General features: G+C 41.2%; 21 protein-coding genes. 10 read left to right on the top strand and 11 right to left on the bottom strand.

Translation table 11 applies throughout. The annotated features are described in order from the left end of the window. Positions 1–67: 67 nt before the first annotated feature. On the top strand, positions 68–748 hold the full coding sequence (locus L3Q70_RS10070; protein WP_062569379.1) for a DUF3334 family protein: 681 nt from the start codon (positions 68–70) through the stop codon (positions 746–748). A 46-nt stretch (positions 749–794) separates the two neighbouring features. On the opposite strand, the gene L3Q70_RS10065 is transcribed toward L3Q70_RS10070, so the two are convergent. Beyond that, positions 795–1,268, bottom strand: coding sequence for a hypothetical protein (locus tag L3Q70_RS10065; RefSeq protein ID WP_237114207.1), 474 nt, complete (start codon positions 1,266–1,268; stop codon positions 795–797). A 169-nt stretch (positions 1,269–1,437) separates the two neighbouring features. Here L3Q70_RS10065 and L3Q70_RS10060 point away from each other — a divergent pair, with 169 nt between their 5' ends. Continuing rightward, positions 1,438–2,448 (top strand): DUF5924 family protein, encoded by a 1,011-nt coding sequence (locus L3Q70_RS10060; protein WP_062569376.1) that lies wholly within the window; start codon positions 1,438–1,440, stop codon positions 2,446–2,448. A gap of 31 nt (positions 2,449–2,479) precedes the next feature. On the opposite strand, the gene L3Q70_RS10055 is transcribed toward L3Q70_RS10060, so the two are convergent. After that, the gene (locus tag L3Q70_RS10055; protein ID WP_062569375.1) at positions 2,480–2,974 is read right to left on the bottom strand and encodes a YgjP-like metallopeptidase domain-containing protein; all 495 of its coding nucleotides are present in this window, start codon (positions 2,972–2,974) and stop codon (positions 2,480–2,482) included. A gap of 13 nt (positions 2,975–2,987) precedes the next feature. Next, positions 2,988–3,836, bottom strand: a complete 849-nt coding sequence (locus tag L3Q70_RS10050) for a DUF72 domain-containing protein (RefSeq protein WP_062569374.1) — start codon at positions 3,834–3,836, stop codon at positions 2,988–2,990. A gap of 227 nt (positions 3,837–4,063) precedes the next feature. On the opposite strand from L3Q70_RS10050, the gene aspS reads away from it, so the two are divergent. The 5 genes from aspS (at position 4,064) to L3Q70_RS10025 (ending at position 8,073) form a co-directional block, all read left to right on the top strand. After that, positions 4,064–5,830, top strand: coding sequence for an aspartate--tRNA ligase (gene aspS, locus L3Q70_RS10045; RefSeq protein ID WP_237114206.1), 1,767 nt, complete (start codon positions 4,064–4,066; stop codon positions 5,828–5,830). Between the two features lie 104 nt (positions 5,831–5,934). Continuing rightward, positions 5,935–6,141, top strand: a complete 207-nt coding sequence (locus L3Q70_RS10040; protein WP_237114205.1) for a hypothetical protein — start codon at positions 5,935–5,937, stop codon at positions 6,139–6,141. After that, positions 6,141–6,728, top strand: coding sequence for a pentapeptide repeat-containing protein (locus L3Q70_RS10035; RefSeq protein WP_237115260.1), 588 nt, complete (start codon positions 6,141–6,143; stop codon positions 6,726–6,728). Before L3Q70_RS10040 ends, L3Q70_RS10035 begins: the two co-directional genes overlap by 1 nt. Positions 6,729–6,755: 27 nt before the next feature. Then, positions 6,756–7,346, top strand: a complete 591-nt coding sequence (locus L3Q70_RS10030; RefSeq protein ID WP_237114204.1) for a GNAT family protein — start codon at positions 6,756–6,758, stop codon at positions 7,344–7,346. A 1-nt stretch (position 7,347) separates the two neighbouring features. Beyond that, positions 7,348–8,073: an alpha/beta hydrolase gene (locus L3Q70_RS10025; RefSeq protein WP_193987475.1), complete on the top strand. Its 726-nt coding sequence runs from the start codon at positions 7,348–7,350 to the stop codon at positions 8,071–8,073. Between the two features lie 45 nt (positions 8,074–8,118). On the opposite strand, the gene L3Q70_RS10020 is transcribed toward L3Q70_RS10025, so the two are convergent. Beyond that, positions 8,119–9,324, bottom strand: coding sequence for a bifunctional alpha/beta hydrolase/OsmC family protein (locus L3Q70_RS10020; protein WP_193987474.1), 1,206 nt, complete (start codon positions 9,322–9,324; stop codon positions 8,119–8,121). Positions 9,325–9,564: 240 nt separating this feature from the next. On the opposite strand from L3Q70_RS10020, the gene L3Q70_RS10015 reads away from it, so the two are divergent. Beyond that, positions 9,565–10,407 (top strand): isopenicillin N synthase family oxygenase, encoded by an 843-nt coding sequence (locus L3Q70_RS10015; RefSeq protein WP_193987473.1) that lies wholly within the window; start codon positions 9,565–9,567, stop codon positions 10,405–10,407. Between the two features lie 58 nt (positions 10,408–10,465). Here the strand turns inward: L3Q70_RS10015 and L3Q70_RS10010 are convergent, their stop codons facing one another. The 6 genes from L3Q70_RS10010 to L3Q70_RS09985 all read right to left on the bottom strand — a co-directional run bounded on the left by L3Q70_RS10010 (position 10,466) and on the right by L3Q70_RS09985 (position 20,050). Then, a complete protein-coding gene (locus L3Q70_RS10010) occupies positions 10,466–12,526 on the bottom strand; it encodes a TonB-dependent receptor (RefSeq protein WP_237114203.1) in 2,061 nt (686 codons plus the stop codon). Positions 12,527–12,569: 43 nt separating this feature from the next. Continuing rightward, entirely contained in the window at positions 12,570–13,718 is a 1,149-nt protein-coding gene (locus tag L3Q70_RS10005) for an alpha-hydroxy acid oxidase (protein ID WP_237114202.1), read from the bottom strand. A gap of 16 nt (positions 13,719–13,734) precedes the next feature. After that, positions 13,735–17,031, bottom strand: coding sequence for an FG-GAP-like repeat-containing protein (locus L3Q70_RS10000; RefSeq protein WP_237114201.1), 3,297 nt, complete (start codon positions 17,029–17,031; stop codon positions 13,735–13,737). 3 nt (positions 17,032–17,034) lie between these two features. Further along, on the bottom strand, positions 17,035–17,496 hold the full coding sequence (locus L3Q70_RS09995) for a hypothetical protein (protein ID WP_237114200.1): 462 nt from the start codon (positions 17,494–17,496) through the stop codon (positions 17,035–17,037). Between the two features lie 12 nt (positions 17,497–17,508). Continuing rightward, the gene (locus L3Q70_RS09990; protein ID WP_062569363.1) at positions 17,509–18,168 is read right to left on the bottom strand and encodes a Rieske (2Fe-2S) protein; all 660 of its coding nucleotides are present in this window, start codon (positions 18,166–18,168) and stop codon (positions 17,509–17,511) included. 85 nt (positions 18,169–18,253) lie between these two features. Next, entirely contained in the window at positions 18,254–20,050 is a 1,797-nt protein-coding gene (locus L3Q70_RS09985; protein WP_228074304.1) for a PQQ-dependent dehydrogenase, methanol/ethanol family, read from the bottom strand. A gap of 457 nt (positions 20,051–20,507) precedes the next feature. Between L3Q70_RS09985 and L3Q70_RS09980 the strand changes: the two genes are divergently transcribed. Both L3Q70_RS09980 and L3Q70_RS09975 read left to right on the top strand, forming a co-directional pair. Beyond that, positions 20,508–22,487 carry a sigma-54-dependent Fis family transcriptional regulator gene (locus L3Q70_RS09980; RefSeq protein ID WP_237115259.1) on the top strand — a complete coding sequence of 660 codons (1,980 nt, stop codon included), beginning with the start codon at positions 20,508–20,510 and terminating at the stop codon, positions 22,485–22,487. A gap of 210 nt (positions 22,488–22,697) precedes the next feature. Beyond that, positions 22,698–23,900 (top strand): hypothetical protein, encoded by a 1,203-nt coding sequence (locus tag L3Q70_RS09975; RefSeq protein WP_237114199.1) that lies wholly within the window; start codon positions 22,698–22,700, stop codon positions 23,898–23,900. Between the two features lie 79 nt (positions 23,901–23,979). On the opposite strand, the gene aldA is transcribed toward L3Q70_RS09975, so the two are convergent. Then, positions 23,980–25,419: an aldehyde dehydrogenase gene (gene aldA, locus L3Q70_RS09970; protein WP_237114198.1), complete on the bottom strand. Its 1,440-nt coding sequence runs from the start codon at positions 25,417–25,419 to the stop codon at positions 23,980–23,982. Positions 25,420–25,805: the final 386 nt, after the last annotated feature.

Raw genomic sequence — 25,805 nt, 5'->3', positions numbered from 1 at the left:
ATAGTCAGTGATAAATTCAGTAGCTTGGCTAGAATTATCAATAACAAGTACAAAAAAGAGAAGTTTAATGACTAAAAGCAAAGTGATCAGTACCGAAGATATCTTATCAACTCTGTGTCATTCAGTAACCGGCGTATTGTCATCAGCAAGTGGTAACAATATTAGTTATTCTGCGATGGTGCAAAAAATTACCCGTACCTGTATGCGCCCAGATATTGGCTGTTTTGTATTGTTCGATGGTGGCTTTACAGGCCTAGTTGTTACTAATTTCACAGCGCAAGCAGCTATGGAAATCTACCATGACTATATGCGTAATATGGGGATGCCAGAAGATGAAATTGCGCAAAGCCATTTATCAGATGATGTTGCTAATGTATTAGGTGAGCTGATGAACCAAATTGTGGGCGACTTTACCTCTAAGGTAAGAGAGCAGCTGCATACATCAATCACTCAAAACCAACCTAAAATGATGGCGATTAACAAGCAGGTGCAAATCTCCGTTGATACCACCATGGATAGACCACAAGCTCGCCGTGTAACATTCACCACAGCGAAGCAAAATATTTTCTATCTAGAACTAGCGATGGATAAAACAGAATTCATCAAACTACATGACTTTGATATTTCAGAAGCCGTTGACCCTGACGACATCATCGAAAACGAAGCCAAACAAAAAGCTGAAAAGCAAAAAGCATCATCACAAGTTGATGACGCAGATGATGATTTTATGGCAGAGTTAGGGCTGTAACTCAACGACTTTAGCTTTCAGCTGTCAGGTAAAATAGAGGCGCGGTCTAGACCGCGCTTTTTTGTGTTTTAGAGCAATTGATAACATCTTTGTCTGGGATCCCAATTAACGTAATAGTCTCATCGTCTATTTTTTTGATTTTTGATTTAACTGTCACTGAAGGCCCTCGAGTAAAGCTTTTCACAGACTCTGGTGAAAATAAATTTAGATCATCTTTGATTAGTTTTGTTTTATGGGTATGAGAATCAAAGCTGATCATGATATCACCCTCAAAATCCATTTTTTCTGAGGATTCTACAGAAATAATAGAGGCCAAATTAGGGTTTTGTTTGAAGTAAATTTTAAAAAAGCTTCTTGCGTATGAGTTTAAATCTTCGATTGAAGTGGTTATGTGGCTATCAACTTCTAGTATTGCATCGTCTGGTAATACTGATTTCATTTTGCAATTCCATTCACCATTAAAAAAACTATAATCTTCAAATGCATTTGCAGTTATACACTTAGAGAGTAATAAAAGCATTATCAAGATCCTATATAACATTCCATTTGTTCCTTTTTGAAAATAATACTTAATGCTTGTTAGCTTCATCTAAATGTCTAACTGCATTGAACTAAAAGCTCGTTTTTAAAGCCTACATTCATCCAATTTATGCTTTAATCACATACTCTTAAACGGATTTTATGATTGCATGAATTACTTAAAAGACTTTATAACAAAATTTGTCATAGCAATGCAAAAGCGCCCAGGTCTGATGGCAGTGTTGGCTTTTTGCAGTGGGGTTGCAAGCTTTATATTCGTTGAGCGAAAAGAGTCATTCTCGCAAGTTATTTCTATACTTTTACTTGTAAGCTGGGTTTGGTTAATTCTAGATAACTGGTTACGGGATAAAGTTGAACAGCAATTTGGTTTGGCTGTGTCTCCCAATTTTATGCGTTTTGCATTACAGGTTGTGCAGCAAGAGAGTTTGTTTTTTGCACTACCGTTTTTTTTAGCGGTGACAACGTGGGATCACCCTCAGGCTGCATTCACTGGTTTAATTGCACTGTGCGCATTTATCTCTGTTGTCGATCCGCTTTATTATAAAAAACTCGCTAAACACAGTGTGTTATTTACTGTTTTTCATAACTTTTCGTTATTTGTTGTAATCTCAGTTACTTTACCTATTTTATTCCAACTTACCACCAGCCAGAGCTTTGAAATTGCGCTCATTACAGCTGTCATCTTTACCATACCAAGCTTAGGTAACTTAATGCCTAATGCAAAATGGTGGCGTTTTCCATTACTTGTCTTGCTATTAGGAGCGCTCAGTGCAGGTTTGTGGCAGTTACGTAGCTTTGTGCCGCCCGCGGCACTGCGCTTAACCGATATGAGCATGTCGTATCAGCTTGACGAACAAGCCCGTAAGCCAATAGAGCCGATTCAAAAATTAACCGAGCATGCTTTACATCAAAAAGGTCTATATAGCTTTAGCGCTGTTAAAGCCCCGCGAGGCTTGAATGAAAAAATTTACCATGTATGGGTGCATAATCGTAAAGAAGTTGAGCGTATTCCATTAGAAATATCGGGTGGACGAGAAAAGGGTTATAGGGCATGGAGTCATAAAACGAATTTCCCAGCAGATTCATCTGGCAAATGGATAGTTAAGGTGGTTACAGAATCAGGGCAACTAATTGGTCAAATAAGGTTTGAAGTTGAATAAAGTGCTGCCGATTTTACTTAAGCTTAACACTCTAGTAAGGATTTTTTCCTTCACCTACTAATACGCTGAATATTCTTAAATCCAGTTCTAGTTGATGGTATTGCGGCTCCATGTGGCAACAAAGTTGATAAAACGCTTTGTTGTGGTCTTTTTCTTTAAAATGAGCCAGTTCATGTACGACGAGTGCCTTGAGAAGTGGCTCAGGTGCGCGAAGTAAATCGCTATTAATTGCTAGGTCGTGTTTACGGGTTTTACCTTGCATACGAAAAGTATGGGTACCTAACGCATTAGTGACCATATCGCCTTGTTTTTTGAACGCGGCACGGCTAAAAGGTAGGGCGTTTTTAAGATAACGCTTTTTTAGCTCAGTGGCGTAACTGTATAAGGCTGTGTCGCTGGTAATACTATGTGCATCAGGGTATTTGCCCTTGAGGTAGTTTGCAGCTTTGTTGCCATTAAATAGTTGTAACACTTGCTCAATAATATGGGGTGGGTAACCTTGAAAATAACGGCTGTAATCTTTCATATGCACTCTGAGATTAAAATAAACTGCTTTGGCTTGCTTCGCGTTCACCTATAAAAGGCGCAAGCACGGGGTGATTGTAACCTAAATCTTGGCAAAACTGTCTTGCTAAAAGTGGCGACTGGCGATTATCTGCGGTATGAAAAAATACATAAGGTGATTTACCTTCTTCGAGCCACTGGTTTATTTTTTTTAGCCAAGGTTGGTAATAGGATTTGTATTCGTGCTCTAAGCTTGCAATAACAAAACGCACCAGTGGGTTATTGTTTGTAGCGATTGCATGCACAGGTAAATGAGGCTTTTTCTTTTGCGCATCAATGAGTGCATCGGTATCGGCGGGTACAGCAAATAAAGCGCGAGTATCCATGCTTATGCGGTCTATATTATTTTCAATTAATAGCTGATTTAAACGAATTTCAGCATCTCCTTTTTGGAAAAAGGCAGGGTGACGAACTTCTACGCCGTAATTAAGCTGTTTTGGTAACAGGGCAATAAAGTTAGTCAGTAGTGGCAGGGCATTCGGGCCAAAAGCACTGGGTAACTGCAACATAATTTGCCCTGTTTTGGCAAAAATTGGCTCAAATAAGCTTAACCATGCGTTCAACTCACTATTTACATTAGTCAGTTGTAATTCGTGACTAAATCGCCGATGAAACTTAAAAGTAAATTTAAAGTCTTCGGGTACTGCATCATGCCAGCGTAACAATGACTCGTGACTTGGGTCAGCATAAAAACTGGTATTACCCTCGACTGAATTAAAGCATTGCGCATACTCACTGAGCATGTCGGCGCTTTTACAGTGACTAGAGAGTAAGTTTCCTTTCCATGCGGTGCTAGACCACTGCGGACAACCTAAGTACAGCATTAAATCAACCAATAAATTTAAATTCGGGCTAGTGTACCAAAAGAAGTGTTTACTCAGAAGTCGGGACGTATATTTAGCCCCTGACAGGCACTGCTGGCACTCGCATTTTACGATGGTTTGGGTATAATACTCTGCCTTAAATGATTACTTTGTATAGTGGCTTTTGCTCTCAAAATAGCGAACTCTTAAGAGCAGGCGGCTATAAGTCTTTAACTGACAGGAATACTATGCGCTCTATATATTGCGGACAGCTAAATAAATCTCACGTAGATCAAGAAGTTGAACTATGTGGTTGGATCAACAAACGCCGTGACCTTGGTGGCCTTATTTTCGTCGATTTACGTGACAGAGAAGGTTTAGTACAAGTTGTTTTTGATCCTGAAGTAGAAGGATTAATGGATACTGCGAATAAACTACGTCAAGAGTTTTGTGTGCAGTTAAAAGGTGTTGTTCGCGCACGCCCTGATAGCCAAGTAAATAAAGACATGGCAACAGGTGAAGTTGAAATTTTAGGCACAAGCTTAACTATCATCAACCGCTCAGAGCCATTACCACTTGATTTTAATCAGCAAAACTCTGAAGAGCGCCGTTTAAAATACCGTTACCTAGATTTACGTCGTCTTGAAATGAGCGACCGTATTAAACTTCGTGCAAAAGCGAGCAGCTTTGTGCGTCGTTTCTTAGATGACAACGGTTTCTTAGACATTGAAACACCGGTACTGACAAAAGCAACACCGGAAGGTGCGCGTGACTACTTAGTACCTAGCCGTGTTCACAAAGGTAGCTTCTACGCTTTACCTCAGTCGCCACAATTATTTAAACAATTATTAATGATGTCGGGCTTCGATCGTTACTATCAAATTGTTAAATGTTTCCGTGATGAAGACTTACGTGCTGACCGTCAGCCAGAATTCACGCAAATCGATTTAGAGACGTCATTCATGAGCTCTGACGAAGTGCGTGCAATGACTGAGAAAATGATCCGCGAAATGTGGCAGTCATTATTAGACGTTGATTTAGGCGACTTCCCAGTTATGCCTTACAGCGAAGCAATGCGTTTATATGGTTCTGATAAACCGGACCTACGTAACCCAATGCAACTTGTAGACGTTGCTGATTTAGTAAAAGACGTTGAGTTCAAAGTATTCTCTGGTCCTGCTAATGACGAGAAAGGCCGTGTTGCTGTATTAACTGTACCAGGCGGTGCTGAGCTTTCTCGTAAACAAATCGACGACTACACTAAATTCATCGGAATCTATGGCGCGAAAGGCCTAGCATGGATGAAAGTTAACGATCGTGCTGCGGGCGTTGAAGGCGTGCAATCACCAATCGCTAAGTTCTTAAACGAAGAGGTGATTAACCAGTTACTTGAGCGTACGAACGCACAATCTGGCGATATCATTTTATTCGGTGCTGACAAGCGTAATGTTGTAAACGAAGCAATGGGTGCACTACGTCTTAAGATTGGTGTTGATTTAGGCATCACTGATCTAGGTAGCTGGAAACCTTTATGGGTTGTTGATTTCCCAATGTTCGAAGAAGACGAAGGTACATTGCATGCGGTTCACCACCCATTCACTGCACCAAAAGGTATTTCTGCCCAAGAGCTTGAAGCAAACCCAGCAGGTGCATTATCAGATGCATATGACATGGTCTTAAACGGCTACGAAGTTGGTGGTGGTTCGGTACGTATTCACAATGCAGATATGCAAGAAACAGCATTCAGAATCTTAGGTATCGAAGCGCAAGAGCAACAAGACAAGTTTGGTTTCTTATTGGACGCACTTAAATACGGTACACCACCGCACGCAGGTCTTGCGTTTGGTCTTGACCGTTTAGTTATGCTGTTATGCGGTACTGATAACATTCGTGACGTTATTGCCTTCCCTAAAACAACTCAAGCATCATGTTTATTAACAGATGCACCAAGCAAAACAAATGCAGATGCATTAACTGAGCTTGCCATTGAAGTTGTAGCGAAAGACGCTGAATAATTCATAATAAACTGAATTATAAGGTTTAATGAAAACCCTAAGGTGTATGCCTTAGGGTTTTTTTGTGCTTAAATGTTTATAAATATGTTCTTCAAGGAGTGGGCATGAGTGTAAGTGGAAGCTTCATCGGTTTTTTCATTTTGATTTTAATCCCGTTTTTTGCCGTTATTAGCTATTACTTAGGTAAACGTAAAACGACAACACCTGTAATCGTCGCTATAATCGGTGGGCTTTTAGCTTATATGTCGTTATTTGGCCTAATTTTTATTGCTGTACTGGTGCTTAAAAAAGATATTGAGATGAGCGCGTGATCAAAAGTCATTCACTTTATTTTGAACACACCTTTGAGGTTAATTTAGCGGGCCAAACGTTTTCACATTGTGAGTTTGAGCAATGTGAATTTATTGACTGTGACTTTAGCAGTAGCCAGTTTGAAAATTGCCGATTTATAGAGTGTGAGTTCAAAAACTGCAATTTAGCTGCGCTTGGTCTTAGATACACCTCACTCGAAGAGGTCAGCTTTAAAGAGTGTAAATTAACCAGTGTGCGCTTTACTGATGTTGATTGGCCGCTACTTGCCAGCCGTGCTCCAGTGAGTTTTATTAGTTGTGAACTTAGCTACAGCAGCTTTTTTGAACTGAGTTTAAAGGCTTTAAAAATGCGCAGCTGTTTTGCCAAAGATGTTGATTTTAGACATGCAGATTTAACATCTGCTGATTTTACTGATACGGATTTTCGTGACAGCTTGTTTCAACAAACTAATCTCAGCAAAGCTAATTTTATAGGTGCTAGTCACTTTGCCATTGATATAACTGCTAACAATATCAGTAAAGCCAAATTTGAACGTTATGCCGCTTTGGACTTGCTCGCTGGGCTCGATATAGAGCTGGTGGATTAAGCTTTATTACTAAGAGGGTTAAGTAAGATGATGAATTTAAGTCCTATCACCTTGGAAGGGCAATTTGTTAAATTAGTGCCGTTAACAAGTGAGCATCGCGATGCTTTGGTAAGCGCTGCTACGGATGGAAAGCTTTGGGAGCTTTGGTTTACCTCGGTGCCCAATGAAGAACGTGTTGACGATTACTTAAGTATGGCGTTTGAACAACAGTCACTTGGTCGCGCATTACCATTTGCTGCCATCGATAAACACACAGGCACCGTGATAGGCTCAACCCGTTTTTGCAATATTGATAGTAAAAACCGACGCTTAGAAATTGGCTATACTTGGTATGCCAAGCGTTTTCAGCGTACTGGGGTTAATACTGAATGTAAAAAACTGCTGCTGACTTATGCATTTGAAACACTTAGTGTGATTGCCGTTGAGTTTCGTACCCACTGGCATAATCAGGCTTCGCGCAATGCCATTGCTCGCTTGGGAGCGAAACAAGATGGGGTTCTACGTAATCACCAAATTATGGCCGATGGGTGCGTTCGTGATACCGTGGTGTTTTCAATTATTGATGGTGAGTGGCCTATGGTTAAACGCAGCTTAGAATTCAAATTAGCGCAGTTATAGTATGTTAGATATTAAAAAGGCGGCGCTAATGCTCGCTTTAACTCTTAGCGGGCAAACAGCGTTTGCTAATCAAACACAGACGCTGTTCGATACAGAGCGAGCGCGCCATATTCCAGTGACTATCACAGCAGCCGATAGCACATGCACGGTAAAGAAAAAGTGCCCAGTGGCGTTTATTGGTGCAGGGTATGGTATGGCACATACAGACTATCAATTTGCCCAGCAAGTTTTTCATCAGCATGGTTATTTAACGGTTGAAGTTGCACATGAATTAAAAGGCGACCCGAGTTTAAACCCTGAGCCGCCATACATGACCACACGCATGGAAAACTGGCACCGTGGTGTACAAACCCTTGAATTTTTAGCCACAGAACTTGCAAAGCGATATCCTGCGTATGACTTTAATCAGCTTACTTTATTTGGTCACTCAAATGGGGGGGATATTGCAGCATTATATGGCGCTATTTATCCTGCGAAGGTTTCTAAGCTTATCACCCTTGATCATCGACGTATGCTGATACCCCGAAACAAACATATTGCTGTGCTTACGCTACGTGGTAGCGATTACCCAGCGGATGATAGGGTGTTATTAACGGGTGAGGAGCTAGCTGTGTATCCTGTAACGCAAACTGTAATTCCTAATTCTCGCCATAACGACATGTATGATGGCGGGCCGAAATGGTTAGTTGAAGCGATGACAAAGCAACTGACGCTTTTCTTAGAATAAACAGTTAGGTAGAGTTAGCGCGTTATTTTCTAACGCGCTAATAGGTTATTTATTTACGAGCTCGCTAATCACCAATGGATTGTTATGAAGTGTTTTATGCACGGGGCACTTATCTGCTATTTCGAGCAAACGTTGTCGCTGTTCATCCGTAAGATCACCTACTAGCGTAATTTTACGCGTGATTGCTTCTAGCTTATTGTTGTGTTCACAATCATCGCAATCTTGGTGATAGTCACGTGTATGATTAAGCTCAACTTTAATATGCTCTAACGGTAAGTTTTTGCGGCTAGCGTACATTCTAAGAGTCATTGATGTGCAAGCGCCAAGGCCTGCAAGTAAGTGGTGGTAAGGGTCGGGCCCTAAGTTACTACCCCCTACCTTTAATGGTTCATCAGCAAGCCAAGTATGATCTTTTGTACTGACATATTGGGTAAAAACGTGATCTTTTTCTTCAACAAGTACACTGCCATTTAATAATTGAGCCGTGTAACTTTCTTTTTCATAATCAATATAACGCGTTGCCCATGATGCGATTACCCCTGCAGCATAATCAGCATCCACTTTGTTGCTGAGTAGATGGTCGGCGTTATCTAAACTTATAAAGCTTTTAGGATGTTTCGCTGAGGCGTAAATTTTTTCTGCCTCGCTAATATCAACGGTTGTATCGATAGGGGAGTGCATCACTAATAAAGCACGTTTTAATTTACTGATATGGCTTCGATCATACTGTGCTATGTCATCCAAAAATTGCTTTTTAATGGTAAATTCACGACCTGCCAAGTTTACTTTTGCTTTTCCTTGGTTGTTAATTTCATCTATTTGGGCTGCAAAGTTATGACTTACATGCTGAGCATCCGATGGCGCACCAATAGTCACAATGGCCTGTACTTCATTAATTTTATCAGCGGCTGCAAGCACTGCAGCACCTCCCAAGCTATGGCCAATGAGTAACTGTGGTGCTTTAAAGTTTTCACGTAAATGCTCTGCTGCGGCGATCAAGTCTTGGATGTTGGAGGAGAAATTGCTGTTAGCAAAATCACCATCGCTATTACCTAAACCGGTAAAGTCAAAACGTAACACGGCAATTCCTTGTTGAACTAGTGCGCGGCTTATTCTGGTTGCAGCTGCTATATCTTTTCCACATGTAAAGCAGTGAGCAAATAGAGCGTAAAACTTTACATCGTTTGCAGGGTACTCAAGTTGTCCTGCAAGTGTTAGCTCACCGCTATGAAATGTTATTTTTTTGCGCATGATATAAACCCTACCTTTATTTAATATTTAAGAATAGACCCGTTGAACTTGTTTTTACTTTTGAACTTTTCCAAAATTTTTGCAGTGGTTGATCTGTATCAAAACTAAGGCGTTAACAAAACAGGAGCGGACATAAGTCCTTATGTTTTTACCTGTGTTTCTCTATCCTCGCGAAGCGCTATAATGAAGAAATGCTAAGCTTAGCACAGACTTCTAGAACCTTATTCACTGGAAAAGACAATGCAACATTTACCTACCGTTGATTATAAAGCGAGCGATGCGGCCGCTCAATTTGTTGAGTCACTAAGAAACACAGGTTTCGGTGTATTAAAAAATCACCCAATCCCTCAGTCATTAGTTGAGTCTATTTACAAAAATTGGCAAGAATTCTTTAATTCTGAGCAAAAGCATGAGTTTTTATTTTCAAAAGAAACACAAGATGGTTATTTCCCACCATCAGTGTCAGAAGTTGCAAAAGGCTTTACCGTTAAAGATATTAAAGAGTATTACCACGTTTATCCAAAAGGCCGTGTTCCAGCACAGTTAGAAGAAGAAATCCGTGAGTACTACCGTTTAGCGAATGAGTTTGCAGCGACATTATTAAGCTGGGTTCAAGCTGAAGCACCAGAAGATGTGCGCGCTAAGTTCTCTATCGACCTTAAAGATATGATTGCTAACTCTGAGCAAACACTTCTGCGTATTCTTCACTACCCACCAATGACAGGTGATGAAGAGCCAGGCGCAATTCGTGCTGCTGCACACGGTGACATCAACTTATTAACTGTTTTACCTGCGGCGAATGAGCCAGGTTTACAAGTCCAAAAAACAGATGGCGGTTGGTTAGACGTACCATGTGATTTTGGTAACCTGATCATCAATATTGGTGACATGTTACAAGAAGCGTCAGGTGGCTACTTCCCATCGACGATTCATCGCGTGATCAACCCTACGGGTAAAGGGTCTACGAAATCACGTATTTCGTTACCATTGTTCTTACACCCGCGCCCTGATGTTGTTCTCTCTGAGCGCTACACAGCCGACAGCTACTTACAAGAGCGTTTACGTGAGTTAGGCGTAAAGTAATTGTTTAAATTTAAAAAGGTGGATTAAATAATCCACCTTTTTATTAAATGAGACCCTTTTAGAATTTTGCGCTCAGACCAAAATATAGATTACGTTCAGGTGCTGGCTCAAAGTAACCGCGTTGGCTCACATCTCTATTAGCATTTGCGTTAATACGTACATTTGCAAAATAATCTTTTGAGAATAAGTTACGTATCCCCGCTTTTATAGATACAGAAGGCGATAGCGAGTAGGAAGCGCGTGTGTTAAATAGCCAATTTTGTTTTATTTGTGTGTCGTTACTATTTTCGGCATAAAACCGACCGGTATAACTCGACTCAAATTCAATTCGCCATTTATTAAACTGCCAGTTAATTTGACTGACCCACTGTTGCCTTGGTAAGCCAGGCATACGATTTCCGTTTACATTATCACCGCTTAGTGGAGTGAAGTTATCGAATTGATAGCGAGCCAATGTCAGCGCATTTCGCCACTGCCATTGTTCATTGAGTTGCCACTCTAAAGCTAACTCGAGGCCTTTTCGGTCAGTTTTTCCTGCGTTTTCGAAAAACCTGAGGCCGTCAATTTCGTAGGGAATTATTTCATCGGTCACTTTAGTTGCAAACAAAGTGATGTCGTATTGAATGTCACTCAACTCGCCTCGAACACCTAACTCACGGCTTACAGAATCTTGAGGTTTTAAAAATGGGTTAAAGCCTGCACCTTGTGGGTTGGCAAACTCTGTAAAGGTTGGTGATTCATAAGAGGTGGCTAAATTAGCATACCATTGATGCCTTAGACCCAGTCGATAGCTAAGCCCTAAATTGCCATTCCACTCATGATATTTACGTTGACCTGAACCAACACCACTTTGCGCTAAGTGAGCATTAATTGACATTTTTAAATCATCATAGCGTACCCCAGTGGTTAAAATTACGGCGTCGTTAAGGTGCCAATCTACAATACTAAAGGCACTCATTGACCTTGCTTCTTGCAGTTCATCAACCGTTTGCCCTGTTATTTCAGCGTTAGGGGAGACGCCAAAGCGTTGCCGGTCATCCTCTTGCTTACGTATTTCAATACCCGATGTGTGGCGAATCGGTCGTTTATTTGCTCGTAAGTCTTGGGTTATTTCAAAACTACTTCCATAAAACCAGCGATCGTAGGCAATTAAACTACTGCCAGGAAATGGCAGTTGTTGTTCAAAATCGCGATGGGTTGCAAATAGATTAACCATCCACTGGGTATTATCGAACGAACTATCTCGTAAAGTTAAACCTAGGGTTTGTTGCTCGACCTGCTGTCCACTGTCTAATCGTTTGGCCATGAAAGTGGCTTGACGTCGATTTTCATTAACTTGGGTTCTTGTTAGCCCACCAGGGTCTTCGGATGTTGGCATATCCATGAGTGATGTCATTACGGTGAGTGTTTTACTGTCATTAATATTCCAAATAAACTTACCGCGTAAAGTGGTTTTTTCAACCTGACTTTGCTCTCGATAGCCATTAAAGTTGAGGTGGCTTGCACTGATATAGGCACTGCCAGTGTTGTTGCTGGTTCCTGCTTGTGCGTTTAACTTATATAAGTCATCACTACCGACATCAAGGTTTAGAGTGACACCTTTGAATGTTTCGCCATTTTTTGTACTGATATTAATTGCACCACCTGCGCCGTTACCGTATTGGACGGTTGCTGCGCCGCGAGTCACATGTAATTGGTCTATACCGTTCAATTCAATATCATCTACTTGAGTTTGCCCATCGGGTAAAGTGTAGGGGATATTATCTACGTGTAATTGCATTCCTCTTACACCGAACGGGGCGCGAGAACCAAAGCCACGAATAGAAATACGTAGATTTTGCGCAAAATTATAGCGGTTTTGAAAGTACACGCCAGGCACAAATTGCAGAGCTTCATCCAACTGCAAAGCTTCTTGAAGTTGAAATTCACGTTGCCCATCAACGAGTGTGACAGCTGCGGGAGTGTTGTAAAGCTCCCTTGGTAATCGAGACGCGGTGACATCAATAATTTCCAATGGCAGGGTGTGTGATTGATTAGCTGCAAAAGCGTCGACGGGTATTGACCAAGCGCACATCATCGCTGATAAATACAAAGATGTTTTTTTATAATTAAGGGCCATGATTGACCTCCTTTGAGTAAATCTTGTTGTATTTAGGGTTTGATTAGCGTCGAAATTTAACGTGATGTCGTTGTAATTGACTGATGCTGGTACAGCCCATGAGTTTCATATCTCGCTCAATTTCACTTTGCATCAAACCAAGTACTCGCTCAACGCCTGGTTGGCCTGCAGCCGCAAGTGCATAAAGATACATTCGACCAATCCCAACCGCTTTCGCGCCGATCGACAACGCTTTTAGTACGTGTGAGCCCCGTTGCACACCGCTGTCAAATAACACATCAATGTCATCGCCAACCGCATCTACAATCTCAGCCAGTTGATCAAACGAGCTGCGTGAGCCGTCTAATTGCCGCCCGCCATGATTTGATACCACAATACCCGTGCAGCCTATTTCAACAGCGCGCTTAGCATCTTCGACGCTGATAATACCTTTAAGGCAAAATTGACCATTCCAATACTTGACCATATCTGCAACATCTTGCCAGTTCATTGAAGGGTCTAGCATATTGGTAAAGTAGTCACCGATTGAAGAGCTATTTCCTTTCATATCTATGTGCTCTTGTAGTTGCGGGAGCGAAAACTTTTCATGCAGTAAATAGTTTATGGCCCAGTTCGGCTTACGAATAAACTCCCACATACCAGACATAGTTAATCTGAAAGGAATTGAAAACCCTGTGCGTAAATCCCGCTCTCTATTTCCACCTGTAATTGAGTCAACAGTCAACATCATGACTTCAACACCACAGGCTTTTGCACGGTCCATCATTGCTTTGTTTAAATCGCGATTTTTATGAAAATAAAACTGATAAACTTGAGGAATATCAAAATTTTTTGCTATTTTCTCCATTGATACGGTGCCTAGGGATGACACGCCAAATAGGGTGCCAAATTTTTCGGCAGCACCCGCTACAGCATGTTCGCCTTGGTGATGATATAAGCGTTGCAATGCTGTTGGAGAACAATAAATAGGTAGTTTAAGTTTTTGCCCCATAACTTCGGTGCTAAGGTCAACGTGCTGAACGCCTCTGAGTACATTGGGCACTAAATCACATTGATTAAATGCTTCAGTGTTGCGTCGCATGGTTACTTCATCATCGGCACCCCCCGCAATATAGTTATAAATAGGGCTAGGTAGGCGTTGTTTAGCTAGTTTTTCAAAATCATGATAGTTAACACATTGGTTTAAATTCATATTTATCAATTCCTTTTTATTTTCGATACTTTTTAAGGTTAGCTGTTAAGTCGGTAGTGATATAAATAAATTGATTGGCAGGTACATTGGTAAAAGTACTTACTGTGTTTGTTTTATCAGGCCATACAATTTTGATCGTGTCAGCTTGTGAGGCCTGTCCTAAACCAAAGTGCAGGGTGGAAGGGGTGCCACTTAGAAAGCTTCCGCCTGCTTGAACTTCCTGTAATTGAGTTGTTTCGCCAACAGTAACGTACACTTTAGCGCCTAGTGCACGCGTATTTTTTGTTGTATCGCGCAAGCTAATAGAAAGGTAACTGTCTTTACTTTCATCATTATGTCGATTTTTATAGAGCAAAGGAGCCTGTTGATGATTACTAATTACAATATCGATATCGCCATCCCGATCATAGTCGACACACGCAACGCCTCGGCCAGAGAGTTGATCGCTAATGCCCCAAAGTTTACTTTGTTCTGTAAAGGTGCCATCTTGATTTGAAATGAATAAGCGGCTGTGTGTTTTTTCAAACTCAGCCATAGCGAGTTTTAGTTTTTGATAAGCGCGAGGGTTAGCAAAGCGTTTGCTTAACTGTTTGGGCAGATCAAAACCATTAACATGAAATAGGTCTAGCCAGCCATCGTTGTTAAAATCGGCAAAGCATGCTCCCCAAGCCCATAACCCTTTGTCTACACCCGCTTGTTCAGTGATATCTATAAACTGATTATTTTGGTTACTGTATAGACGATTACCTATCACTCCCCAGCTACCTTCAGGGTGACCATTTGGATCCCAAATACTGCTTACAAACCAGTCTAATGAGCCATTGTTATCAAAATCAGCTATGGCTGCGCCCATTCCATTTTGATCATGAATCGTGTGTTCATGCGTCACTTTTTCAAACCGCCCATTTTGCAAGTTTTTATAGACTTGGCTGGTTTCAAAGTCCGCAGTAAATAATAAATCTAGCCAACCGTCATTATTAAAATCCGAAAAATTAGAGGTAAAAGTAAAGTCGGTGCTTCCTATCAAATCAAGCAAACCAGCTGTCTCATCTTGCGCATGAAATGTCAGCGTATTTGCTTGGCTTGTGTTTTCCCATAAGTGATTAGGAAGCTGTCCACCAAGGCCTGGCCCACGCCAATGGTTGGTTAGCATATCGATATCCCCATCTTTATCATAGTCGGCAAAAGCGAAAGACCAGCTAGTAAGCTGGGTATTCAAACCAATATCATGACTCACTATAAAGCTTTGTTGCTGCTCATTAAGATAGAGAGTAGGGCTTTGATGGTGGGGGTGTTTGTTCACTTGACTGTTAACGGAAGGTAGGTGAGGATGAAGTAAGTTTGAGGTGAAAATATCTAAATCACCATCGCCATCAATGTCCACCATCGCTGCACCATTGGATAGCTCCTTTTGGGTAATACCCCAAGAGCGACTAATATCTGAAAAATGCCCATTACGCTGATTTTGATATAGTTTATCAGGGGCGCCGTCACCTGTAGGGAAAAAGATGTCAGGCCAGCAGTCACCATCTATGTCACCCATAGCAACGCCGCCACTAAAAAGTAGCCGTTGCGCTGATGATAGGGTGTAGTTTTGCCAAGTTATATGGTGTTGATGACTTATGCCAACATCCAGTGATACTTCATCAAAACGTTTTGCAGCATTCGTGTTTTGAGGTGCGATTGAAGCACGGGACTTACAGCCAAATTCCATATCACTTAATAATAACGCCGGCTTAATATTCGCTTTGTCGAATGACATTTGCGGCAAATTACTTTCTGTGTGAGATATTCTGCTTATTGGCTTAGGCGGCGCTGTAAAGCGTTTAAAGCGTGCGTTTAAACGGTGTATATCTGGTGCTTTATCCGTTTCCGTGGGCACCCATTGAGACATACACTCTCGACTATTGATGCAAGGGTCGGTGAGGCTATTTAAAAAGGCAATTAAATCAGATAGCTGAGCATCAGATAAGGTAATGCCTGATGCCAGTAAGCTGACTCCTTTTTGTTGCTCATTTTGTAATTGCTCTAGTACACGTTGAGAATTGAGTTTGCTATTTGGTAACAAGCTCGCGACATAACTTAGTTGTGGGTTGTCAGCAAAGCTGTAATCAAAGTTCTGCAACGACTTGGCAGGATCAAGGTGGTGCTTAATAATCGACTCTAAATTTATAAACGCACCAGAGTGAGTGTAGGGTGCTGTTGCTGCAACATTTAACAGAGATGGCGTTCTAAATTTATAGCGATCGTCGTCTTTTTGTGTAACTCCTCGTCGACCGTAGTCTTCCCCATTAGGCTGTTTGCCGCGACCTACCTGTACCGCAGCAATATTGTGAAATTTCTCGTCAGAAAAAATAGGGGGCGTGTGACATTCTATACAGCCAGCACCACCTTGTTTAGCTGACTTCAAGAATAACTGTGCCCCCCGTTTTTGGCTGGGAGTCATTGCATCACTCTCTCCGTTAAGGTAATTAAACCACGGAGTGTTAATTAATAGTTGGGTTGATTGGTAGTAAGAAATTGCGGTTGCAATATTCGCAAAGGTAAAAAGCTGCTCTGGTGCGGCATGTAAATCATTAAAGGCATTGCGAAATAGCTTAAGCCATTGTTGGTTTTTATCGTGTTGCTGTAAGCGTTTTGTTAGTTTGTGTCGGGTGTCTTCATTGGTGCTGGCAGCTGCGAATGTATAGCCTCGCATTTCATCACTTGAAACAACAGGAAAACGAGCTTGTGTTGCGAGTAAGTTTTTTCCTGCTAACTGATCTCCTTGCCATAAATTACTGTCAGGGGTGCGGTGAGGTAGAGGGGTATCCGCTATGCGAATATCATTTTCAAGTACAAAAATACGGCCATCATAAAACATGGCTTCTTTGTACAAAGAAGCATTAATAATTGTTTGTGAATGCCGTGCTACATTCGGAGCACCATCTGCTTTTGGATCTGCTGAGCGTTGCCAGTCATGCCAGCGGCCAGGGCCAATTATATCCTCATCATAGGGGGCTTCACCTATGGGTAGGCTAAGGCTGTCACCGCCAGCTAGATATGGGTGGTGACAGCTTGCACAGGCTACATCTTGATTGCCACTTAACGCTTTGCTAAAAAATAACTCCATTCCTAGTGTAAACATGGGTGTATTCAAACGAGGAGCGGTTACATCAACTGTTAACTTATAGCTCTCATTTAGGGTGTTTAGCAGTTGCTTAAGTGATTTTTCTTCTTCATTTTCTTTGTTACTTGCCGCTGAGTAATTAAACAAACAGGCTGCTGCTAAAGCGCTTAGAGTGAAAGCAAGGTAATAATGTGTGTCTTTCATTGCTTACTCGCTTTGCATCACAAGATCAGTACAGCTATTACTACTAAAAAGTGCATTGTTAGCAAGGCGTATTTTTAGGCTTTTAGGTGTTGCTTGTATGTGATTTATTTTAACTTCGCCTTGATAAATGCTTTTTGTTTCACCTACTTCTACGCCGATATTTCTACAGTTAGGACTGTAATAAGCGCTATAGTGGGGTGTTTGCAACTGTTTGTTTTCAAATACTGTTATTACGCCTGTGCCACATTCAGCCATGGCATAAATATCGTCACCTTCAGAATAAACAAGCGTGCGCTCTTTTTGTTGATCCCTTATCCAATGGATATGTTTATCTGGTGTAAGAATATAAAAGCCTTCTTGGCAGCTCACACCGGTTATAGGTTTAGCCGCACCAAGCACTTTCATCGGTATTAAAATAATGATAATTAGGGTTGTTAAATTGAGTAAATTTTTTTGAATATTCATGACGCTTCTCCATTATTTGGGTCTTTTGCCAAAACCAATCCAGCTATTAAATGTATTGGTTAGGATAATTTCATCGGCTTCAATTTTTAGCCCAATTGCAGGTAATCCTCGTGTAGCAGGACCTGACACAACCACGCCGCTATCTTTAGGATTAAAAACAGATTGGTGACAAGGGCACATGTAGTTTTTTTCATCAGCCATCCACCCGGTGACAGGGCAACCGGCATGTGTGCAAATTGCTGAATAAGCGATAACACCTTGGTCTGAAAGTTTTTTTGTTGCTGCTGAGAGTAATTCACTGGGTAACTTTTGAAGCAGTATTTGGTTGTAGCGAGAGCCATCTTTAACCACATTATTTTCAACATCGAAAGGAACAACCAGCAGAGGTTTGTCTAATTCTTTTAAATCCGACAGCTTAATAATCTGCCCACGTTTTGATTTTTGAAAGTAAGTGAGTCGATCTCCTGCTTGGGGAGGACGTCTTTCAGGTTTAGTGGTTGCATTTACCCCAGTGCTTAAAGGCAGATTAACTATTGGGATGGCGATAGCGAGATATTTTACAAAATCACGACGAAAATAATTGTCGGGGTGGTTTTGAGCTAAATCGTCATCGTTAGTTTTCTGTGTGCATGGCAAATCGATGATTTTCTTTGAAGATGCATTTTGTGTCATGAGGTACCTTTATTTTATAAAATTAGCGCCTTAGCTAGTAATACGTGAAAGCGAAAAGCATGCGGCTTTTCGCTTAGTTGGTAAATTAATTGGGTAAAGCGAATACCCAAATCACGCCACCTTCAGGTACATCAGCAATCCACTCGCCTGATTTATCTTTCTCTGCCAGCACGCTGTTTGTCCAATGTGCATCCACACCGTAACCTGCGGTAATGGCAATGTATTGCTTCCCATCGACTTCATAGCTCACTGGTGGGGCAATAGCTGTCGAGTTAAGAGGGAACTCCCACAGCACATCGCCAGTTTGTGAATCAAACGCGCGTAAAATACGATCGTTCGTGCCTGCATTAAATACAATGCCACCAGCAGTGGATAGTACAGAGCCCCAATTCATGGTTTTGCCAAAGTCATGTTGCCAAACTTTTTTACGTGTATTGATATTCCACGCTTGTAGTTGACCAACTCCTTTTTTAGGATTGTCTAGGTAAACATCTAGATCGGGTATGTCGATACCAGCCCAGAACTGTCCTGAAGCAGGTTCAACATCATCTTGAAATTTACCAATAAAAGAATTACAAAGATTGTTGTTGGCAGGAACGTAGATGATGCCTGTTTCGGGGTTATAGGCTTCATATGGCCAGTTTTTCCCGCCCCATAGACTTGGGCAATAATCAACGCGTTTGCCTGTTACAGGCACATGTTTGTAATCATAAGTAGGACGTCCAGTTTCTTTATCTAATGATTTAAATGCGTTATTTTTTACAAACGGTTGTCCTTCGACATAGCTAATTTTCCCCTTATTGCTACGTTCTAGCCAATATAAATAACCATTACGCTGGGGAGAGACTAAGCCTTTAACCGTCTTATTACCTTTTTTGAAATTAACGAGCATAGGCGCATTCATCGCTGCCCAATCCCATGAGTCATTGTGATGATATTGGAAATGACCAACAATTTTGCCACTGTCAGGGTTCATAGCAATGGAGGAGGCAACGTATAAATTGTCCCCTGGGCGTTGATCACCTAACCAAGGTGAACCGTTACCTACTCCCCAATAAAGTACGTCCGCTTCTGGATCATAGTTACCTGGCATCCACATGCTGCCACCACCATACTTCCATGCATCTGGGCGTTTACCTTCTTTTTTCCACGTTTCGTGTCCTGCCTCTCCAGGGCCTGGTACACTGTATGTGCGCCATGCTTGTTTACATGTTTTAGCGTCCATAGCTTCCAAAAAACCACGGACACCATATTCACCGCCAGAGGGACCCACAAGAATCTTGCCCTTTACAGGTGTGGGTGCAGAGGTGATATACGCACCTGTGCTCCAGTCGCCGATTTGTGCTTGGCATACTCGCTCACCGGTTTTTGCATCAAGGGCATTTAACGTGCCATCAAGTCCTGCTACGTAAACCTTATCATCCCACAGAGCGATGCCGCGGCTAGTATTGTGCATAACAGATAAGTCATAAGGGTTGTCGTGCGTATAGCGCCAAAAAACTTGCCCTGTTTTAGCGTCTAACGCAATTACATGATTGTAAGGCGTAGAAACAAACATAACGCCATTGTTTACTTGGGCAGGGGCTTCGTGACCAGAATCTAAGTTTGTTGAGTACGTCCATACTGGCTTTAAAGACTTAACATTCTTTTTGTTTATTTGCGTCAGCTTGCTATACATCCATCCTTCATAATTGCCTTTGGGTAGTAGCCAGTCTTTTGGGTCTGCTTCATTCAGCCTTTTTTGCGTAACTGGTTTATAGTTTTTAATTTCTTTTGTGAGCTTAGTTAAACTGGCCGCTGATGCGTGTGTGTTGATCAACATCCCAGTGAATATTAAACAGCAATTTAGGTAAGTCAGATTCAAATTTGTCATTTTTTTCATTGTAACCTCTGAAGGTGTTTTAGTTTGAATGACCTTAGTACCAAATTATATGCCAACAGTTTTTAGTAATTTTAACGTTGATAACCAATTGATATTTAATCGATATTTTTATTTTGGTTGTTCTTGAGTGTATGTTTCCGTATGAAAAGAGAAACAGGTGTCGCAACATGCATGCAACAATGAGACACCTAAATAAAGAAAAATTTATAACCTGAAGAGAGGATGCTAAGAGTTTGACACTTGTCTCAAAAATAAATCAATGTGAGCGGCTTTTTAACCGAGAGACATGTTTTTGTATTGCAAAATTATCATGAATCAAAATTAAAATAGGGTAAAAGGCGTATTGTTAGATTAAATTTCTGTGATAGTTTTAGAAACAAAGACTGAGGCTTTTATAGTTCCAGCCTAATGCTGCTACTTAAATTGCCCGACAACAATAGAACGGAGTAGCAAGGTGATGAAACACACTCCACACCCTATGGACGTTAGTAGTGCTCAGTCGTTTATGTCCACAGAATTTCAACTACGTAACATTCAACCATCTAAATATATCGCGCGATCATGGAAGCGAAGTTTGCTCAATTATGGCTTAGATCCCTATGCGTCTAATGAAGTTGAGGTACTTTCTTCCAGCGAAATGCGATCGCAACTCCAGCTTAGAGAGACCTTTTTAAATACGGGGAAATGCGGCCTTGTTGGTTTAGCTAATCGTATTGCTGATGCCGGCTACTCTGCAATTTTAACTGATGCCACAGGCTTAACCTTAGCAACGAGTTTATCTACTCAAGAGGAAAGTTTGAGTAAGCAATCAGGCCTACTTATTGGTGCAAGGTGGGCTGAAAACCAAGTAGGTACAAATGGTATTGGCACATGTCTTATTGAAAAAGCCCCTTTGATCATTCATAAGGCTGAACATTTTTATGCAAGTCATAAAGAGTTAAGTTGCTCCGTTACACCTATTTTTGATCCCATGGGAGACTTGCTGGGTTGCTTAAACGCGTCGTGTATTGGCGCTGACCCAAATAAGCACCATCAGCTTATGACACTCAAAATGGTGATGTTATATGGGCGCATGATTGAAAATAGCTATTTGCATACAAGCTATAAAAACCAACTCATATTAAGTATAAAGTCGGCTGAAAGTTTTTTTGATATCACCCAAGAGCAACTCATCGCGATTAATGAGAAAGGTACAATTATTGGTGCAAATCACGCGGCATTTTTTTGTTTTATGTCTCATTTTCAATCGCATCAATCGTTGCTAGGTATTAATGTTGAGCAATTTATTGGTTTGTCTCTTGATAGTTTACTAAGTAAAACAAATGGAGGAAATAATGCGGTTAATGTGCAACTTCCATTGCTGTCAGAAAACGTCGAAATAACCTTAAAGGTGCCAAAAAGTAAGGCATTGCCATTGGTACAAGCAGAGCCAAAAGTGCAGAGTAAGACATTCACTAAACATCCGCCGATTAATGAATTGAATGGTGAAGATGCCTCTATGCAGCAGCTTGTTCGTAGGGCACTTTTGGTCGCTGATAAAGACATACCTATTATGATTACCGGTGAGACAGGAACAGGCAAAGAGGCTTTTGCGCGCGCCATTCATGAATCGAGTCCCCGTGCTGATAAACCATTTGTGGCGCTTAACTGTGCCGCGATACCTGAAACACTAATAGAGAGTGAGTTGTTTGGTTATCTCGGCGGTAGCTTTACGGGGGCACACAAAAAAGGTATGAAAGGTAAGCTTGAGCAGGCAAATGGCGGCACACTTTTCTTAGATGAAATAGGTGATATGCCGGTACAACTTCAAACTCGGCTATTACGAGTTTTAGCTGAGCGCGAAACTATGCCTCTTGGGGGGATTGAGCCTATCGCATTAGATTTACAAGTGATTTCTGCAACACACCAAGATCTAAAAACACTTATTGAATTAAAAGAGTTTAGAGAGGATTTTTATTATCGTCTTAACGGTATGGTTTTAAAGTTACCAGCACTTCGAGAACGGTCTGATAAATCCTTTATTATTGATAACATACTCGAACGAGAATGCGTGGCGGTGCATGGTTTGAGCATAGCCGATGATGCTAAAAGAGCACTTGAATCTTATTATTGGCCTGGCAATATAAGACAACTGATTAGCGTAATTAAGTATGCGGTAGCTGTGTGTGAAGGAGCTGAAATAACCATTAATTGCTTTCCAGATGATTTAATCGAACACTTTTCTTCACTTACAGATCATAAAACGGTGGGCTCTTTTAAAAAGGAAAAAGCCTTGGCTAAATTTACTGCCTGCCATGAAGAGCAATTACTAATTGAAACGCTTAAAAAACATCGTTGGAATATAACGTCTGTTTCTGAAGAGCTTAATGTGTGCCGTTCTACAGTGTATAGGAAAATGGAAAAGTATAAGATTGTTCAGCCTAATAATGCTTGCTAAGAGTGAGTTTTGTTTGCTGTCGATGTATGTAGCAAAATGTGACAATTGACCTGCGACATTAGTTTGATTTTAAGGAATTAAACTGAATACGCTTCAATGTATTTAATACAAAAAATACTTTTAAATCAATTTGTTGTTTGTTTTCATTTCAATGGCATAGTCTTTGCCATCCCTTATGTTCGAAGTACACTTCATAAGGGAAACATAATAATGAAATTAAATAAAATAGCAGTAGCAACGTCATTGAGTTTAGCCTGTTTTAGCGCTATGAGTGCGGAAAGTTGGCTAGACAGAATTGAATTATCTGGTGGCATTATGCAAAGTTGGCAAACTGGAATGGAGGTTGAGGGGGCAGCAGCAGATCCAGGCAATGCTAAAACTGACTCAGGGTTTCATCGTTTACGATTTGGCCTCAATATTAATGCACAAGTCACGGATCAACTTTCTATTTTTGCAGAGCTTGCTGAAGAGCCAAATGATTGGAATGATGGCAGCGCGAGTATCAGTCAAGATTTAGCGTGGATCCAATACCAGATTAATCAAGATGTAGGTGTGAGGCTTGGTAATGTTGTTTCGACCACACAAAACTTTTTGCGTTATTCCGATGGCGCATCAGTCCAAACTAATCCGTTTGTGGGAAATAGTCTTGTTGATATGATCACTGCCGAAGAAGGTATCTGGTTTTATGGTGTACATGCATTAAATAATGGCAGTACAGTAACTTGGGATGGAACTATTTCAGTACCTGATTTTTTTGCAGATTTTTCAGATAATCGGGGGTACAACCTTGGCTTACGTGGTACTTATAATTTAACTAATGGCTTATCGTTTGGCGCAGGTGTTTTTTCTACCAATCATGAAATAAGTGCGGTTACAGGCAAATCTGCGGGGTCGTTAATTGCGGTTGGCGACGGTGATAATTATCAGTTTGCCAGCACAGCGCCTAATGCACGAGCTACACATCCTCTCATTGTCCCTGGGGTAGATGCGTTTATATGGCAAGCTGACATTCAATACATGACTGACTCTATTTTACTGCATGCTTTGTATGGTCGAGCCGAGGACGATGTTAGTTGGGCTAATGGGCAGGGTAGTTTTCAGACTAGTTACATTGAGCAAGAGTCAGAAATGCAATTTTGGTCTATTGAGGGTCGATATACTTTTAACAAGCATTTTTATCTAGCCGCTCGCTATGCTGAGTCTGACAACGAAAGTGGCAATATCAACAATAATAATACCGCGACTCGACTCCAAGTTGGAGGAGGCTGGTGGATGAATGATTCCACCTTATTCAAATTAGAGTATGTTAGACAGGAAGAAGAACAATTTTCAGGGGGAGGAACGGCGTTATTTGGGGTTGGCGACGGTACAGAATGGGATGGTGTTATTGTCGAAGCATCAGTTAGCTTTTAAGCTTAAGTGAATGGCTTAAATGATTCAGTATTAGCCGCAACATGTGTTGCGGCTTTATTTTTTGATAAATTAACTTAGATTAGTTCTGCATATACACGACGTGTGTTTGCGTAAATTCATACAAACCGTGTTTGCCATCAGCGCCACCAATTCCTGATTTTCTGGTGCCTGCATGGAAGCCTTGAATAGCTTCAAAGTTTTCTCTATTTATATAGGTTTCACCATAATTAAGTAATTCTATGGCACGCATAGCTTGGTTAAGGCTTTGAGTATAGACAGAAGAAGTGAGTCCGTATTCTAGTGAGTTTGCAAGTTCAATGGCTTCTTCTAAACTGCTAACGATTTGAATGGGCAGTACAGGACCAAAAATCTCTTTGCGCATAATTTCCATATCGGCATGGCAGTTAACCAACACAGTGGGTTGGTAATGGTAGCCACTGTCGGTGTCGGCTACCTTTGCGCCAGTTGCCACTTTTGCACCCTCTGCAATAGCTTGTTCAACCATACTGGCTACTTTATTTAAGCAAGATTTATTAACCAGCGGGCCCATTTCGATATCAGGGTCTAGTTGTGGGTCGCCATAACGTGTTGATGCCATTGCATCGGATATTTTTCTAATAAACTCATCAGCAACCTTCGCGTGTACATAAACAAGCTCGGCGCAATTACATACTTGTCCTGTGTTAGTTATACGTGATGCTTTGATGGCACTTACAGCAAGATCTATATTGGCATCATCAAGCACAATTGCGGGGGCTTTCCCCCCAAGCTCTAAGTTTACTTTAGTGATATTTTTTGCTGCGGCAGACATAATAACAGAGCCCGTTTCTACACTCCCTGTAAAGCTAATCATGTTTATATCTTCGCTAGAGGAAAGAGCTTGGCCAACATTTCGCCCTGATCCGCATACCACATTAAACACACCTTGAGGTAAACCAACTTCATCGAGGAGCTGGGTGAATTCAAAGCAGTTATTGGGGGTTTCTTCACTCGGTTTGATGACAATGGTATTCCCAGTAATTAAAGCGGGTGCCATCTTCCTTACAATGAGAAAAAAGGGGAAATTCCAAGGTAAGATACCGGCAACAACACCTAGCGGCTTTCTGAATAGAAAAATATTTTCTCCTTTTCTATCACTGGTAATTATCTCGCCTTCGATATGTCTAGCCCAACTAGCCATATAATCGAGGTAGTCGGCAGTGAAGTTGACTTCTACCCTCGCTAGGCTCAATACTTTACCCTGTTCTTGGGTTATCACAAGCGCGAGCCGATCAATGTTTTGCCGTATTTTTTCAGCAATTTTATGAAGGTATTGCGCACGCTCAATTGCGGGTCTACTTGCCCACGCTGGTTGTGCTTGTTTTGCTGCATGGATGGCTTGTTCTACTTCAACCTTGTCTGCGCTGGGAACTTTAGATAATACGTCTCCGTTAGCAGGGTTCATTACTTCAATATAGTTGGCTGAATGCTGCACAAACTGGCCATTGATATAATTTTGATATACTGGAATATTAGACATAGGTGATTCTCTTAAATTAGATAAAAAAGCTTCTGACACATGGATTTAGCTAAAACGGTTGTGTCGTGCAAAGGGCATTCAGCAATCTGCGCACCATGTTTAATTATTTTGTGTTAGTAACTTCAACTATATGATTTTTAGAGTTTTTTATGATAGCCTAGTGAGGACTTCACCGATTCACAAAGATACACCTTGCAGCAGGTGTAGCACTGCACATGTAGCATTTGTTTCACATTACCTTTGGAAAAATACACAAGGAGTGCAGCCCTAAATTTGTGCCTCAGATGCTAAAGCTACTTTCGTGCCCAAATTCCCTTTAATAAAATAATTCCATGCATTATTGACTATCCTAGGTATAATGCGCGCACTTCGGCAATTCAGCTGAT

The organism is Pseudoalteromonas sp. CF6-2, assembly GCF_021729425.1.
Classification (GTDB): Bacteria; Pseudomonadota; Gammaproteobacteria; order Enterobacterales; family Alteromonadaceae; genus Pseudoalteromonas; species Pseudoalteromonas arabiensis.
The sequence above is the reverse complement of the archived record's forward strand: the minus strand, read 5'-3'. Positions and strand labels throughout refer to the sequence as shown.